Raw genomic sequence first — 15,473 nt, 5'->3', positions numbered from 1 at the left:
ATAATTTCTTTCGGTGTTGTGTTATAAAATTATGGATTCCCCGGACCAATCCAAGACCGGGACCTGCTCCTGTTACTTCATTATCAAATCAATATCAGGTATGGATTTACAACTTAAGGGAAAAACTGCATTTATTAGTGGCTCTACACAAGGCATTGGTTTTGCCATCGCGCAAAGTCTGCTGAAAGAGGGAGCAAATGTGATTATCAATGGTAGGTCGGAAGGGAAGGTAGCCGAAGCCGTTCAAAAATTAAGTCAGTTATCAGCCGCGGCCGAGGTCTCAGGTTTTGCCGCAGACTTTTCGAAAGTCGATGAGGTCAATGCGCTACTCGCCCGCTTGCCGGACGTCGATATATTGGTTAACAACGCCGGGATTTTCGAGCCTAAGGCATTTACGGACATTTCCGATGATGAGTGGTTCCGGTTTTTCGAGGTGAACGTATTGAGTGGTGTCAGGCTAGCCAGATATTTCTTTCCCAAGATGATCGAAAAAAACTGGGGCAGGATCATTTTCATATCCAGCGAGTCAGGGGTCAACATTCCGGAAGAAATGATCCACTATGGCACCACGAAAACCGCACAGTTGGCAGTGAGTAGAGGATTGGCCGAACTTACCAAGGGCACGAATGTGACAGTGAATACCGTGATGCCCGGCCCGACCAAATCGGAAGGTGTGGCGGATTTTGTGAAACAGCTTGGTGAGGCTAACGGCATGTCTGCAGAACAGGCAGAGAAGGATTTCTTCAAAAATGCCCGCCCGACATCGCTGCTTCAACGCTTCGCTTCGGTGGAGGAAATCGCTAATCTCGTGACCTATGTTGCAAGTCCTTTGTCGTCAGGCACAAACGGATCTGCACTGAAAGTCGATGGCGGGGTAGCGAAGTTCATCATTTAGCACTTCCAAATAGATGCTTTTTACACTCTGATATGAAAATATAGTGCGATTTTGGAACAATCATTCTGAAATAATTGTCTGATAATCATGGCGCGAAGCAAAGCATTTGAACCGGAAGAACGGCTGGAAAAGGCGAAATGCCTTTTCTGGCAAAAGGGGTACAATGCGACCTCGATGCAGGACCTGGTAGACACCATGGGGCTGAACCGGGGAAGTATTTATGACACCTACGGGGACAAACACAGTTTGTTCCTGCAATGCCTCCGGAGTTACACGGAGAGCACTTTTGAAAATTATCAGCGAACAGCCACGGAGACAAAGTCGCCGATGAAGGCCATTGAGAAAATCATCAAAAGAGCCGCACTTCGTACCGTTGCAGAAGGCATGACCTGCATGGGTGTTAAATCGACCTTTGAGTTGGCTTCGGTGGATGAGGAAGTGCATGCTATACTGCGGGAGAACACCACGAATATGATATCGGTATTGAAAGAACTGCTAAAAAAGGCGCAGAAAGCGGGTGAGATTAGTGCAAAACGCGATCCTGAAGTACTGGCAGGCTTTATAGTATCCAATTTTACCGGTTTCTGGCAGTTTTATCTGGTGTATGGCGACGGTGAGCTGGTTCAGCAGCAAGCTGAATTCTTAATAAAATCTATAAAAAAATAATTTTTTTTGTCCAATTATGGAATAGCCATTCCATACTAGTTAAAGTTCACGGACATGTCGGGTTTAGTAACAGAAATAGCAAATAAATCAGGTATAGTAAAAATCTACAAGCAAGGAGCGCCTTCGGTACTGGGTTATGAAAGAGATTCGATCACTGAGCCGGGGCCGGGACAAGTCAGAATCCGGCAGGAAGCCATCGGGCTCAACTTTGTAGACACCTATTACCGCGACGGCAAATTCCCCGTCAAATCGTTCCCTTACGTGCCGGGTGTAGAGGCGGCAGGCGTCATAGAAGCTATTGGTCCCTGGGTAACCGGCTTCCAGATCGGCGACCATGTGGGGTATCACTTCATACCCGGAGCATATGCGGAAAGTCGGGTGATTTCTACCCAGCAGCTGATCCATATCCCGGACGGCGTAACGTCGGATGAAGCCGCGGCGATGATGGTCAAGGGTTTCACTGCACGCATGCTGGTCAAATCGATTCACAGCGTGTCACCGGGAGATGTAGTGCTTGTACACGCGGCCGCGGGAGGTGTGGGTACCCTTGTGACGAAATGGGCGAAGGCTTTGGGCGCGACGGTGATCGGCACCACGGGTTCTGAAGAAAAGAAAGAAATAGTACTTGCCAATGGTGCGGATTATGTATTTCTCGCCGAATGCATGGGTTTTGAACGCTCGGTGAAGGAAATTACGGCAGGAAGTGGTGTGGATGTGGTATACGACGGCGTAGGCAGGGATACATTTGAGCAGTCAGTCAACTTGATCCGGAAAGGTGGTAAGATCGTGTTGTATGGTTCGTCATCCGGCCAACCGGAGCATATTGATCACATGTTGCTGCGGGAAAAATCCATTACCATGGTCACCCCGACGCTGAGTGCCTATATACCTGATCACGATACCCTGGAAGAATATGCAACGGATACTTTCGGGGCATTGCAAGCCGGTATTTTTGGAAAATTGTCGATCACTCGCTATCCATTGTCGGGAGCAAGGCAGGCACAGTCAGATTTAGAAGCGAGAAAAACCACCGGTTCCGTAATTTTGATCCCGTAACAGTTTCGAGTTCAATTTTACGATATGTCCAAGGTTCTTATCCAGTTCGCCCATCCTACGCTCAGCAAATCCAATGTTCAGAAAACGCTGGAAAGCTATGCACGGAAAGTGAAAGGCGTCACATTTAACGATTTATACGAACGCTACCCGGATCTGTTTATCGATATCAAAAGGGAACAGCAGCTACTGAGCCAGCATGATATCGTCATCTTCCAGCATCCTTTTTACTGGTACAGCAGCCCCCCGATTCTGAAACAATGGCAAGATCTGGTTTTGGAATACAACTGGGCTTACGGACCGGAAGGATACGCACTGGCAGGAAAGAAGATGTTCAATGCGGTATCCTGCGGTGGAGGGAGAAGTGCTTATTCCGAGTCAGGTTACAACCGGTTTTCTGTTCCGCAGTATCTGCTTCCCTTCAATCAAACGGCCTATTTGTGCAGAATGGAATATTTGCCGCCATTCGTCGTGCATGAGACATACGCGATGCAGGACGACACGCTCAAAATTTATGGAGAGCAGTACGCTGAACTTTTGAATGCACTGGCAAACGACCGCATCGCCCCCGACGCCCTTAATGGGATCGAATATCTCAACGAACTTTTCCCGAATTAAAACCGAGTACGCATCATGCAACAGACTATATTTTTTCAGGCGATGATTTACCTGGCGGCCGCAGTAGTCATGGTGCCTATCGCTAAGCGACTGGGGCTGGGTTCGGTACTGGGTTATCTGGTGGCAGGGGTTGCCATCGGCCCTGCTGCATTGGGATTCATTGGGATGGAAGGTCAGGATATCATGCATTTCGCTGAATTTGGGGTCGTCATGATGCTTTTTGTGATTGGTCTCGAATTGGAACCTTCACGTTTATGGCGCATGCGGAAAAGCATAGCCGGGTTGGGCGGATTGCAGGTCGGTGTGACGACGGTTCTCGTGGCGGGCGTCGCGATGTTGTTTCAAGTGGGCTGGAAAGAGGCATTGGCGCTGGGGATGATCACGGCGATGTCTTCGACGGCTATTGTAATGCAAACATTGAATGAAAAGGGCTGGCTGAAAACAGTTGCAGGGCAGAGCTCTTTTGCAGTCCTGCTCTTTCAGGACCTGGCGATTATTCCAATGCTTGCATTGTTTCCGCTCCTTGCGGATCATGCGGCCGCGCAGGATGGACATAGCGGCGGCTCTCTGGTGAGCGCACTTCCGGCATGGCAGCAGACCATCATCGTGCTTTTGTCCGTTTCGGGTATCGTGCTTACGGGGAAGTATTTATTGAGGCCGGTTTTTCATATGATGGCGCGTACAGGGCTTCGGGAGATGTTCACGGCTACCGCATTACTTTTGGTGGTTGGGATTGCCGTGTTGATGACCTCCGTAGGCCTCAGTCCTGCATTAGGTGCCTTTGTCGCCGGCGTGGTGCTAGCGAACAGTGAATACCGCCACGAGTTGGAAAGCTCCATTGATCCGTTCAAAGGGTTGCTCCTGGGATTGTTTTTTATCTCTGTCGGTTCATCTATTGACTTTGGATTGATCGTTTCAAAGCCGTGGGTGATCGTAGGGCTGGTCGCCGGACTGATGATCCTGAAAATGGTTATTCTGTTTGTGCTCGGAAAGATTTTTGAAGTTCGCAATGCGCAGAACTTTATTTTCAGCATTGGATTAAGCCAGATAGGCGAGTTTGCTTTTGTCCTCTTGAGCTTTTCTGTTCAGCAGGGTGTTTTGGGCAAAGACGTTACCGACACGATGATGGCCGTCGTGGCGATCAGCATGGCGATGACGCCTCTGGCCATGCTGGTCAACGAGAAATGGATCCTTACCCGGTTTTGTCTGGTGAGCGCAGGGCTGCAGGTGCAGCGGCCCAGCGATGTGGAAGAGCAGGATAATCCGGTAATTATTGCTGGTTACGGGCATTTCGGTAATACGATAGGGCGCTTTCTTCGGGCCAATAACGTAGCAGCAACCGTTCTTGATAATGATAGCGACAATGTGGATTTTCTACGGAGAATGGGCCACAAAGTGTACTATGGTGATGCTACCCGCTATGAGCTGCTGGATATTGCAGGAGCGGGGCGGGCGCAGGTGATCATCATTGCGATCAACGACGAAGAAAAGCGGCTGGAATTAATCGGAACAGTCAAAAAGCATTTTCCCAATCTGCACATGCTGGTGCGTTCGACGAACCGGAATGACGCCTATGATCTGATGAATGCGGGGATGATGCATATTTACCGGGAGACCTTTGATACCAGCCTGAGATTGGGAGTCGACGCACTCAAACTGTTGGGACATCGCGCACATGAAGCGACCCGGTCTGCCAAGACGTTTTTTCTCCATGATGAGCGCACATTGAAACATCTGTCCAGTATCAGAAATGACGAAGAGTATATTCATGCGGCCCGGCAGCACATGGAAGAGCTTGAAATAATTATGAAGGCCGACCGGGAAGCCGTGCATTTGAATGCACTGGCAGGATGGGACCGGGAATCGGAATCTGCCTGAGCGTGTTAAGAACTCGGGTACTGCCGGGTTGGTTTTTTCCAAAATAACCCGGCAGCCATACCCAGGAAGCTTGCCAGTAACCCGTAAACGAGGGCAGGATATTCGGTTTCGATGTAAACACACACCAGCCATACGAGCAAGCCGACGGTCATGGACAGCACACACCCCAAAGTGTTAGTCGCCTTCCAGTACAATCCGGCTGCAAGCGGTACGAACAGCGAAACCAGACTGAATGCGGATGACTCAGCGACAAGGTCAAATATACTTTCCCGCGTAGCTGCCATGAAAATGCACACGGCGGTAATGGCGACAATCCCGATCCTGATGATCTTCAGCAGTTGCCGGTCATCGAGATGAGGATTGAAAAACTTGAAAATATTCTCGCCTAAAACAACAGCCGGGGCCATAATGGCGCTACTGGTAGTGCTTAGAATGGCCGAAACCAGCGCTCCGAAAAACACGATCTGCAGCGGTAGATTCATATGCTTCAGGACCATATTAGGAATAATCATCTGGCCGTCCTTTTCTTCCGCGGGATATAAATGATGCCCACAGAGCCCAATGAAGAGTGGCAGTAGCGCTACCGTGAGGTACATGAACGACGATAGCAATGTGGACCGTACGGATACCGTGGCGGATTTGGCGGACATTACCCTCTGAAATACATCCTGCTGGGGTATGGATCCGAGTCCGATCGTGATCCAGGCCGCGAAGTATTCGACGTATGCTTTGAATGAGTTTTCGGGATGAAACCGGAAAAACCCTTCCGGCGCTTCATTGATTAATGGTTTGAACCCTCCAACCTTATCATACAATACCACGGCAACGATGATCAGTCCGACAATGATCATGATGGTCTGAATAAAATCAGTAATGGAGATAGACCACATTCCGCCCCATATCGTATAGAGGATCACAACGCAGGAACTCGCCAGGATACAGGTCAGTAACGACCAGCCCAGCACGACCTTCAGAACGATCCCCATGGCGAGAAGCTGAGCGGCTATCCAGCTAAAATACGACGGTATAATGAGGATGGCAGAGAGCAGCTCCGCATATCGGCCGTACCTGAGGCGGAAAAAATCACAAAACGTGATGATGTTCATTTCGTAAAACCTCCTGGCGAAAAACAAGCCGACGAGCAAAAGGCATAAGGATGCACCGAATGGGTCTTCGATGACGCCGATGACGCCATGTTCCACAAACTCTGTCGGCGCACCCATTATCGTCTCGGATCCAAACCAGGTTGCAAACGTTGCAGAGGCGGCGAGGACGAGCGGCAGACGACGGCCGGCCAATACAAAATCCTGGGTGGATGAAATTCTTCGGGATGCCCAGAGGCCTATGCCGAGATTGGCCAGCAAGTAGGCGAGGATGGAAAACGCCAGCATTTTTTCAGGCTTCCAGGTTTTCTGCTATCCATTGAGTAGTTGCAATGATGGTTCCCTTTTCCCGGAAAATGGAAGGACTGAGCTCAATTCGGAGCCATTCGTGCAATTCGGTGTCGGTATCAGCCACGAGAAAAGAATCCAGCCGATATTCTTTGGTCTGTGCATCCGGATCTACTTCGGAGGGAGCTATTTCCGCGTCGTAAGCGATTCGCTCTACTATCCAGCTGGAAGTTTCGGTAAATGTTTTATTCATCTAGTTGACGATTGGTGCTAGTGCTATGGCGAAAATAGTATTTTTACCGGATTCTCAAAAGTAGCGACATTATTTGGTAACCATTAACAGTATTAATGGATTTAAAGGCCAGACAAAGTCAGTAGAGCGACTTTACCTGGCCTTTTTTATCAAAAGACACAATCAAGTTATCGTCTGGGACCTCGGGCTCGGCCGTTGTTTCCATAGTGGTCATGGCGGCGATACTGTTTTCTATAAACCCGGTCGTGATGCCTGCTGCGTCCATGCCGTTCCGCATAGATGACCCTCCGGGGAGCAGGTTTTACCACCACAACATGCGGTGGAGGTGGCGGGCCATGATAATACCGGTATCCAGGTCGGTAGCCGTAATCATAACCCGGTGAATAGGACCGGTACGTACAGGATGAAATGGTTATCGCTGAGATCATCGCAATGACGATCGATAGCAAGATTCGGTTCATTTTCACGGTTTCAGTTCGTTTTGTACTGCCTATAGAACGAACCGGATTCCCGAATAGTGCCGTGGAGCGGGAAGGCAAACGGGTTAAGTATACCCTCCTGGGTAGTTATCCACAATTTGTGTTAGTTGTAAATAGTCTTTAATTGACTGAAATTGTGATAGTTATATATTTATTAACAAGTTATGCACATTTTAGGTGTGGATAACTTGTTAATAAATATACGCCTTACGCTTCTACGTCGTAAATCAGTACGCGTTCCCACAGATGGGCGCAGTCCTCTATAAATTTTTTATGTAAAGGGTGTACCTGATATACGTCGTGAGCTGCCTCATCTTTAAAAATCAGGATTTCGGCGAAGTCGTAAGTGGCGTCGATAACCGGTCTGCGGGTAGCAGCAGGAGGGCCAATATATGCCGATTCGACCGATTCAATTGCCTCCAGTGTTTTGATGCCGGCCAGCAGGGCTTGTTTTGCTTCTTCGTTGTCCTTCTCTTTTAGCCAGAAGAATACGTTGTGGATAAACATGGATAATGGTTTATGGTGTAAAAATGAATTATGGATTCAATTGATTGACGACATCTTCCGGCTTGTTCTCTGACGTAATATTTGGATATGCCTTTTCGAGTTTGAATGAAAAAGTAGTACCCTTGTCAGGTTTCGACATAACGGCAATTTTCGTGTCGTGAGCATTCAATATATGTTTTACAATGGCAAGTCCCAAACCGGTTCCTCCGATTTCTTTACTCCGGCTCTTGTCAATACGGTAGAAGCGCTCGAAAATGCGGTTCAAATGTTCATGGGGAATACCCGGACCGTTATCTCTCACGGCTACTTCCACATATTTTTTGCCTTCGTTGAAATGGACGATCACCTTTCCCCCTTCGTTCCCATATTTAATAGCGTTCTCGATCAGATTGAGCATTACCTGTTCCATCCGGTCTGCGTCGCCTTTGATCCAGACTTCCGGCATTTCCTCCGGCTTTACTCTTAGCGTGACGTTCCGGCTTTTCGCGATGTTTTCGAGCCTGCTGAAAATGCTGATGGTAAGTAAACGGATGTCCATCGGTACGATATTCATCTTGATGTCCCCGGTTTCCATCTGGGATAGCACGAGCAGGTCCTTGACGAGTACGTCGAGGCTGTCAAGATTATTCGCGGCTTTTCTTAGAAACCGTTCACGTACCTTTTCATCATCCATGGCACCATCCAGGAGTGTATGGATAAATCCCTGAGCGGCGAAAATGGGTGTTTTGAATTCGTGAGAGACATCAGCCAGAAACTCGCGACGGAACAATTCCAATTTTTTGAGTTCGTCGATTTCCTTTTGCTTTTTTGTGACGTACACAAAAATCTCATCGTTGATGGTTTTAAGCGGATTCGATTCCCGGATGAGTTTTTTCCGGGGCGCCATATTAAAATCCCGCATTTTCAACTTGTGAATGGTCCGGTACATTTTGTTCACCTCGCGAAACACGAGAATGTCGACAGTGTACAGAACCAGGAAGAAGGAAGAAATGAAGGAGGATATGGCGGAAACAAACAGCATCCCTTTTGAAGCACCATCCACAAACGCGAGGAAAGTGGTCGTGATCAGCGATATGAGGAATGCCAGGATTACGGCAATGAAGCGGGGACTTAATGACATGATACTTTAAAGCTTGCTGCATACGGGAGCTTGCCCTACCGCGTGCAGCGAATCTGTTGAAATTTTAGCCTTAAAGGTAATACTTTGAAACCGGTTTAGATTCGGTTTGCGCCCGGAACTGACTTGTTAAGAAATTGTTAAGTCAGGGATTGTCAGGTGTTGTTTAAACTTCATAGCAACCCTGACAATCCCTGACATTTAGAATCCCCCGCGGTACTTATAGGTGCTGGCGACCTTGTCGATGGCCACAATATAGGCAGCGATGCGGAGCGACACCTTGTATTTCAGAGATGTTTCGTACACTTTGTCGAACGCGTCTTTCATGATGCGATCCGTCCGCCGGTTGATGCGTTCCAGTGTCCATTTATAACCGATGCGATTTTGCACCCATTCGAAATAGGATACCGTCACTCCTCCTGCATTCGCGAGGATGTCGGGCACGACCATAATGCCTTTTTCATTAATGATATCGTCGGCTTTGGCAGAAGTAGGACCGTTCGCGCCTTCGACAATCATTCGTGCCTGAATGCTGGATACGTTTTTGCGGGTAATTACGTCTTCTTTCGCTGCGGGTACCAGCACGTCTACCGGCAAGGTGAAAAGGTCGTCGCCGGAAATCAGTTCAGCTTTGGCATAACCTTCCAGTGAACCTTTGTTTGAATCCCGGTAAGCGATGGCATCTGCCACATCAATGCCCTTATCATTATAATATGCCCCGGAAATGTCGCTGATCGCATGTATGGCCGTACCGCGCTCGCGCAGGAGCAAGGCCGCGTGCGAGCCTACATTTCCAAAGCCCTGGACTGCTGCCGTAGCGCGGTAAGGATTGATGCGCAACTTTTCCATGCCCGCCAATGCGGATACCATTACGCCACGTCCGGTCGCTTCCGTACGGCCTAACGAGCCGCCGAGGACCAATGGCTTACCGGTTACCACAGCGGGGATCGTCATACCTTTTGATTTGGAATACTCGTCCATCAGCCACGCCATTTCGCGTGGGCCTGTGCCCATATCCGGGGCGGGAATATCCTGGTCGGGTCCGAAGACGTCGAGCAAAGCCGTCGTGTACGCGCGCATGAGGCGTTCGATCTCGCCGGCCGACATTTCGCGCGGGTTGCAGGCAACACCACCTTTGGCACCGCCATAAGGAATATCGACCACGGCGCATTTCCAGGTCATCCATGCGGCCAATGCACGCACCTCGTCGAGGTTTACGTCGGGATCGAAACGGATGCCGCCCTTGCTGGGGCCAAGAATGGTGGAGTGGATTACCCGATAGCCTTCAAAAGTCCGGATTTGCCCGGAATCCATCATCACGGGTAGCCCGACTGTTACTTGTTTGCGGGGTACTTTGAGGATATAATACATTTCTTCTGATATTCCGAGGAGGTCGACGGCCTTATCAAATCGCTGCATCATTGACTCCAACGGATTGTCTTTATCCTTAATCGGAGCCGGTTCTATGTAAGACATCATTTGATATTTAAATTGTTGATATTGAAATGGTTAACTCAAACAGATTGAGTCGGTTATACAAACTACGTTATTTGTTGTTATAAAAACAAAAAACTAATTTTTCTTGAAATAGTAATAAAATAACAATAGCATATAATGTTCCAGGTGAGTGACAAACACTAAAATTATACCACTGTTTTTGCGCGTTATTCCAAATTTTTCAACAGGATCGCGCAGAATGTTGAAATGTACAAAAAACAAAAAAGGAGGCAAAAAATTGCCTCCTTTTCGGGTCTGGAATGTCCGGCTTGTGTATTAAGCCATTTCCATTTTGGATGCGTAGCGCTTGCGCTCGTTCTCATCCAGGTATATTTTCCGCATCCTCATGCTGTTCGGAGTTACTTCCAGGTATTCGTCTTTCTGGATGTATTCCATAGATTCTTCCAGAGAGAAATTGATTTTCGGAGCGATTCTCAGTCCGTCATCCGTACCGGAAGCACGCATGTTGGTCAATTTTTTCGCTTCCTGCAAGTTTACAACGATATCGTTCGGGCGGTTGTGCTCTCCGATAACCTGTCCACCGTAAATCTCATCACCCGGCTCTACGAAGAAGCGACCGCGATCCTGCAATTTATCAATGGTATAACCTGTGGCAGGTCCTGTATTTTTTGAAATGATAGAACCACTGATACGTCCCGGGATTGGTCCGCGGAATGTACCGAATTCTTTGAAGCGGTGCGTCATAACGGCTTCACCTTGTGTCGAAGTCAACACGTTCGAGCGAAGTCCGATCAAACCTCTTGAAGGAATGAGGAATTCAAGGTGCTGCAAATCTCCTTTCGGTTCCATTACGAGCAATTCGCCTTTACGCTGCGTAGCCAGTTCAATTACCTTACCAGCAGTTGATTCCGGTACATCTACGACCAACGTTTCGATTGGTTCAAGGCGTTCGCCGTTTTCGTCTTCTTTGAAAAGCACTTGTGGCTGACCTAATTGCAATTCGTAACCTTCACGACGCATTGTTTCGATCAATACCGACAAGTGAAGAATACCACGACCGAAAACAAGGAATTTGTCTTCTGTATCCGTAGGCTCCACGCGAAGCGCAAGGTTCTTTTCAGTTTCTTTCATCAAACGGTCACGAAGGTGGCGTGATGTAACAAACTTGCCTTCTTTACCGAAGAATGGTGAGTTGTTGATCGTGAAAAGCATGTTCATCGTAGGCTCATCCACGGCAATACGAGCGATCGGCTCGGGATTTTCGAGGTCAGCGATGGTATCACCGATTTCGAAATCTTCGATACCCGTTACTGCGCAGATATCTCCCGCAGTAACTTCTGCAACTTTCACGCGGCCAAGTCCTTCAAACGTCTGAACTTCTTTTACTTTCACTTTTTTGATTACACCGTCTGCCTTGCAAAGAGACAATGTAGATCCTTCTTTGATGGTTCCTCTTTTCACACGACCGATGGCGATACGGCCAACGAATGCATTGTAATCAAGAGAAGTGATTTGCATTTGCAGAGTACCTTCGTCGATAACCGGCGCAGGGATGGATTCGATGATCGTATCCAGCAAATAGGTAATGTTATCAGTTGGTGTCTGCCAATCCGGGCCCATCCATCCTTGTTTTGACGAACCATAAACGGTTACGAAATCCAATTGGTCTTCGGTAGCGCCGAGGTTGAACATCAAATCAAAAACGTTTTCCTGAACTTCTTCCGGGCGGCAGTTTTCTTTATCTACTTTATTTACAACAACGATAGGTTTTAAACCCAGGTCAATGGCTTTGCCCAATACGAAACGGGTTTGTGGCATCGGTCCTTCGAATGCATCGACCAGCAACAACACGCCATCAGCCATTTTAAGAACACGCTCCACCTCACCACCGAAGTCTGCGTGACCTGGTGTATCAATTACGTTGATTTTGACGTCTTTGTAACGCACCGATACGTTCTTGGAAACAATTGTAATCCCACGCTCACGTTCCAGATCGTTGTTGTCGAGGATCAGGTCGTCGAACTCCTGATTGTCGCGAAACAGCTTTGACGCGTGGATGATTTTGTCAACCAAAGTGGTTTTACCGTGGTCAACGTGCGCAATAATTGCGATGTTACGAATGGCTTGCATTGTTTTATAGATCAGTTGTTTACGACATTGCCACGAAATGGTGAAAGATACGTGGTAAGGCCGTTTGGCTTTTGTCTGGATGGAATTTGGCCAAACAGGGTGCAAATGTACGCACTTTTTCCCTGAATAACAGTATTTTACAATTAAATAATTGTTACGCAGTGAAAAACAGCTTTTAAACTGAGAGAAGTGCAAAAAGTGCAGCAAAACATCAAAAGGTTGCAATTTTGTTTTGTGACATGCTGTAAAGATTGTCTGGGTCGAAATCGACGCCATTATCCCAGGTAAGAGTTCCGTAAGAATTTAGTCCTACTGTCCTGAAATAGTCCGGGTCCGACAACTTGCTATTGGAGTGGATCGATTTTGTTGTAGCGGGCTGATCTCACGCATGATATAATGTGTTGTAAACTGAATATAAGAACTTTCTCGCTAAGCCGCTCATTTTGCATTGGCCCGCGGCTTTCGTTAATTTGTAAAGATTGAATGACCATTAAACTCGATTATGAACAAGAACATTCTGGCTGGATTATTTCTGTCTATCAACACATTGGCATTGGCACAGGATCGCCTGCCGCAGGATGATGCATCCAAATATGCAACAAGTATTACACCCTCCGACCTCAAAAAGCATCTCGTAATTATCGCTTCCGACAGTCTGGAAGGTCGCGATACCGGTTCGCCGGGCCAGAAAAAGGCTGCCGAATACGTCTCGAAATATTACAAGCAATATGGTTTGCAACCTATCGCTACCGACGCAGACGGTTCCAAAAGCTATTTGCAGAAATACAAGCTTTACAAACGCAGCTGGGGAGATGTGTATGTAAAGGCCGATGGAAAAAAATATGAATTCAATAAGGATTTTTACCTGAATGGGCTGCTGGATATTCCGGAAGAGGTCGGTACCAGTCTTGTGACGGCTGGCTATGGCATCGAAGAGGGCGGTTACAATGACTATGCCAATCTGGATGTAAGGGATAAATCCGTGATACTCTTCGAAGGCGAGCCCAAAGCTCCGGGAGGGACGTATTTGCTCAGCGGTAACAGTGAAAAAAGCAAATGGAGCGGATCGGTTTCATGGCAGGTCAAAGCGAAATTGGCGCGGGAGAAAGGAGCGAAATATGTATTCATTATCACGGATAAAACCGGGGAAGATCTTGATAAGGAAATCCGGCAGCGCGCGGTAATGGCCCGCAGGTTCAGCGCTCCGACGTTGAAGCCGGTGCAGGAAAATCCGTCGGGAATAGCCGCATTCGTGGTTTCAGTGGACGTAGCTGCTGATATGCTGGGTACTTCGGCTTCCAAATTAAATAAGCTGAAATCCGAGACCGACAAGGCGGGCAAACCTGTTTCCAAGAGCTTTACAGGTAAGGTGGCATTGAAAGTAGGCCGTGTGAGCGAAACCATCGACACCGAAAATGTGGCGGCTTTTATGGAAGGTTCGGATAAAAGGGACGAAGTGCTGATCATCAGCGCACATTTGGACCATATTGGTATCTCCGCGAATGGCGAAATCAATAATGGCGCCGACGACGATGGCTCGGGGACTGTGTCCATGCTGGAACTCGCGGAAGCATTCAGTAAAGCCAAAGCCGAGGGGAAGGGGCCAAGGAGGAGTATCCTGTTTTTGAATGTAACAGGGGAAGAAAAGGGCCTGTTCGGTTCGGAATACTACTCTGAAAACCCGTTGCTTCCGCTCAAAAATACCATTGCTGACCTGAATATCGACATGATCGGGCGGGTGGACGAGGCCCATAAGAATGATCATAAATATGTCTATCTGATAGGTTCAGATAAACTTTCTTCAAAACTGCACGAGATCAGCGAGGAAGCGAACAAGAAGCACGTCAATTTCAATCTCGACTACACTTTCAACGACCCCAAGGACCCCAATCGTTTCTACTACCGGTCGGACCATTATAACTTCGCCAAAATGGGCGTTCCGGTCATTTTCTATTTCACCGGCGTTCATGAAGACTACCACCGGCCGGGCGATGATGTAGAGAAAATCTTGTTTGATAAACAATCTGAGATCGTGAAGCTGGTTTTTTACACGGCCTGGGAGCTCGTAAACCGCGATGAGCGCATTGTGGTGGATAGTCATAAGGAGTAGTGTTTGGGGAGAATGGAGGAAGGGAGAAAAGGTCATTAAAACTAATGTTTGGAATATGAAAAGGATTTTGTTGTTGCTGATGTTCTTTGTTTCAAGCATGGTTTTGCGGGCGCAGGTGCCGGTTGAGAATTCGCTGCTTTGGGAAATCAGTGGTCGTGGACTGGCTAGGCCTTCCTATTTATTCGGTACTATTCACCTCATTTGCCCGACCGATTTCTCATTAAGTGATTCCTTAAAAAGTACGCTCTCGCGCACAAGCCAGGTAGCGCTCGAAATGGACATGGACGACCCGGGTATGATGGCCGGAATGATGAAAACAATGAATATGAGTGCGGGTAATGAGTTGAAAAAGCTCGTAACCACGCAGGAGTACGACCGGCTGAATCACTTTTTTCAGGATTCTGTCCACGTAGGGCTGGCTATGTTCGAGCGGGCGAAACCTTTTGTTTTGATGGGGCCGCTGTTCACTACGGTATTGGACTGTCAGCCGCAATCTTATGAGATGGCGCTCGTCGAGCTGGCGGGAAAGCAGCAATCCGAAGTGATCGGCATCGAGACTTTGGAAGAACAAATGGCCATTTTCGATACGATTCCCTATAAAGACCAGGCCAAAATGCTCCTCAACCTGATTGACAGCCTACCCGCGGCGAAAAAAGAATTCAAAAGTCTCGTTGCATTATATAAGGCGCAGAATATCAATGAACTGTACCGAATGACCATGAAAAGTGAGTTTGGCATGGAGGGTAATGAAGAAGTAATGCTATTCGCCCGCAACCAGAAATGGATCCCTCGCATACGCAGGATCGCCAGCGCCAAGCCGACCTTTTTCGCGGTGGGTGCCGCGCATTTGGGCGGTGAGCGGGGGGTCATTGCTTTGTTGAGGAAGGAGGGGTTTCAGGTGAGGGCAGTGAAGTGATT

At 48.0% G+C, this 15,473-nt stretch carries 14 protein-coding genes; 7 read left to right on the top strand and 7 right to left on the bottom strand.

The features are described from left to right. The first annotated feature begins 100 nt into the window (after window positions 1–100). The 5 genes from BP71_RS25600 (at window position 101) to BP71_RS25580 (ending at window position 5,110) form a co-directional block, all read left to right on the top strand. Window positions 101–895 (top strand): SDR family NAD(P)-dependent oxidoreductase, encoded by a 795-nt coding sequence (locus BP71_RS25600; RefSeq protein ID WP_496384424.1) that lies wholly within the window; start codon window positions 101–103, stop codon window positions 893–895. Between the two features lie 87 nt (window positions 896–982). Continuing rightward, a complete protein-coding gene (locus BP71_RS25595) occupies window positions 983–1,561 on the top strand; it encodes a TetR/AcrR family transcriptional regulator (RefSeq protein WP_496384423.1) in 579 nt (192 codons plus the stop codon). 54 nt (window positions 1,562–1,615) lie between these two features. Continuing rightward, window positions 1,616–2,617, top strand: coding sequence for a quinone oxidoreductase family protein (locus BP71_RS25590; protein WP_496384422.1), 1,002 nt, complete (start codon window positions 1,616–1,618; stop codon window positions 2,615–2,617). 24 nt (window positions 2,618–2,641) lie between these two features. After that, on the top strand, window positions 2,642–3,232 hold the full coding sequence (locus tag BP71_RS25585) for an NAD(P)H-dependent oxidoreductase (protein ID WP_496384421.1): 591 nt from the start codon (window positions 2,642–2,644) through the stop codon (window positions 3,230–3,232). Window positions 3,233–3,247: 15 nt separating this feature from the next. After that, window positions 3,248–5,110: a monovalent cation:proton antiporter-2 (CPA2) family protein gene (locus BP71_RS25580; RefSeq protein WP_496384420.1), complete on the top strand. Its 1,863-nt coding sequence runs from the start codon at window positions 3,248–3,250 to the stop codon at window positions 5,108–5,110. 5 nt (window positions 5,111–5,115) lie between these two features. Here the strand turns inward: BP71_RS25580 and BP71_RS25575 are convergent, their stop codons facing one another. The 7 genes from BP71_RS25575 to typA all read right to left on the bottom strand — a co-directional run bounded on the left by BP71_RS25575 (window position 5,116) and on the right by typA (window position 12,445). Then, window positions 5,116–6,501 (bottom strand): high affinity choline transporter 1, encoded by a 1,386-nt coding sequence (locus BP71_RS25575; RefSeq protein WP_496384419.1) that lies wholly within the window; start codon window positions 6,499–6,501, stop codon window positions 5,116–5,118. A 4-nt stretch (window positions 6,502–6,505) separates the two neighbouring features. Next, a complete protein-coding gene (locus tag BP71_RS25570) occupies window positions 6,506–6,754 on the bottom strand; it encodes a phosphopantetheine-binding protein (RefSeq protein ID WP_496384418.1) in 249 nt (82 codons plus the stop codon). A 118-nt stretch (window positions 6,755–6,872) separates the two neighbouring features. Then, window positions 6,873–7,031, bottom strand: coding sequence for a hypothetical protein (locus tag BP71_RS25565; RefSeq protein WP_496384417.1), 159 nt, complete (start codon window positions 7,029–7,031; stop codon window positions 6,873–6,875). A gap of 409 nt (window positions 7,032–7,440) precedes the next feature. Next, window positions 7,441–7,740, bottom strand: a complete 300-nt coding sequence (locus tag BP71_RS25560; protein WP_496384416.1) for a Dabb family protein — start codon at window positions 7,738–7,740, stop codon at window positions 7,441–7,443. 28 nt (window positions 7,741–7,768) lie between these two features. Then, window positions 7,769–8,860, bottom strand: a complete 1,092-nt coding sequence (locus BP71_RS25555; RefSeq protein ID WP_496384415.1) for a sensor histidine kinase — start codon at window positions 8,858–8,860, stop codon at window positions 7,769–7,771. A gap of 198 nt (window positions 8,861–9,058) precedes the next feature. Then, window positions 9,059–10,333 carry a Glu/Leu/Phe/Val family dehydrogenase gene (locus BP71_RS25550; protein WP_496384803.1) on the bottom strand — a complete coding sequence of 425 codons (1,275 nt, stop codon included), beginning with the start codon at window positions 10,331–10,333 and terminating at the stop codon, window positions 9,059–9,061. 297 nt (window positions 10,334–10,630) lie between these two features. After that, entirely contained in the window at window positions 10,631–12,445 is a 1,815-nt protein-coding gene (gene typA / locus BP71_RS25545) for a translational GTPase TypA (protein ID WP_496384414.1), read from the bottom strand. Between the two features lie 502 nt (window positions 12,446–12,947). On the opposite strand from typA, the gene BP71_RS25540 reads away from it, so the two are divergent. After that, window positions 12,948–14,555, top strand: a complete 1,608-nt coding sequence (locus BP71_RS25540; RefSeq protein WP_496384413.1) for a M28 family peptidase — start codon at window positions 12,948–12,950, stop codon at window positions 14,553–14,555. A gap of 55 nt (window positions 14,556–14,610) precedes the next feature. Then, on the top strand, window positions 14,611–15,471 hold the full coding sequence (locus tag BP71_RS25535) for a TraB/GumN family protein (protein ID WP_496384412.1): 861 nt from the start codon (window positions 14,611–14,613) through the stop codon (window positions 15,469–15,471). The last annotated feature ends 2 nt before the right edge of the window (window positions 15,472–15,473 follow it).

The sequence above is a fragment of the Dyadobacter ginsengisoli DSM 21015 genome, assembly GCF_059568735.1.
This window is presented reverse-complemented; position numbering and strand designations above follow the sequence as displayed.

Coding starts and splice junctions, on each gene's coding strand:
- BP71_RS25590 (WP_496384422.1), top strand. CDS start 1,616: ATGTCGGGTTTAGTAACAGAAATAGCAAATAAATCAGGTATAGTAAAA.
- BP71_RS25535 (WP_496384412.1), top strand. CDS start 14,611: ATGAAAAGGATTTTGTTGTTGCTGATGTTCTTTGTTTCAAGCATGGTT.
- BP71_RS25555 (WP_496384415.1), bottom strand. CDS start 8,860: ATGTCATTAAGTCCCCGCTTCATTGCCGTAATCCTGGCATTCCTCATA.
- typA (WP_496384414.1), bottom strand. CDS start 12,445: ATGCAAGCCATTCGTAACATCGCAATTATTGCGCACGTTGACCACGGT.
- BP71_RS25540 (WP_496384413.1), top strand. CDS start 12,948: ATGAACAAGAACATTCTGGCTGGATTATTTCTGTCTATCAACACATTG.
- BP71_RS25565 (WP_496384417.1), bottom strand. CDS start 7,031: ATGCGGAACGGCATGGACGCAGCAGGCATCACGACCGGGTTTATAGAA.
- BP71_RS25595 (WP_496384423.1), top strand. CDS start 983: ATGGCGCGAAGCAAAGCATTTGAACCGGAAGAACGGCTGGAAAAGGCG.
- BP71_RS25600 (WP_496384424.1), top strand. CDS start 101: ATGGATTTACAACTTAAGGGAAAAACTGCATTTATTAGTGGCTCTACA.
- BP71_RS25550 (WP_496384803.1), bottom strand. CDS start 10,333: ATGTCTTACATAGAACCGGCTCCGATTAAGGATAAAGACAATCCGTTG.
- BP71_RS25575 (WP_496384419.1), bottom strand. CDS start 6,501: ATGCTGGCGTTTTCCATCCTCGCCTACTTGCTGGCCAATCTCGGCATA.
- BP71_RS25585 (WP_496384421.1), top strand. CDS start 2,642: ATGTCCAAGGTTCTTATCCAGTTCGCCCATCCTACGCTCAGCAAATCC.
- BP71_RS25560 (WP_496384416.1), bottom strand. CDS start 7,740: ATGTTTATCCACAACGTATTCTTCTGGCTAAAAGAGAAGGACAACGAA.
- BP71_RS25580 (WP_496384420.1), top strand. CDS start 3,248: ATGCAACAGACTATATTTTTTCAGGCGATGATTTACCTGGCGGCCGCA.
- BP71_RS25570 (WP_496384418.1), bottom strand. CDS start 6,754: ATGAATAAAACATTTACCGAAACTTCCAGCTGGATAGTAGAGCGAATC.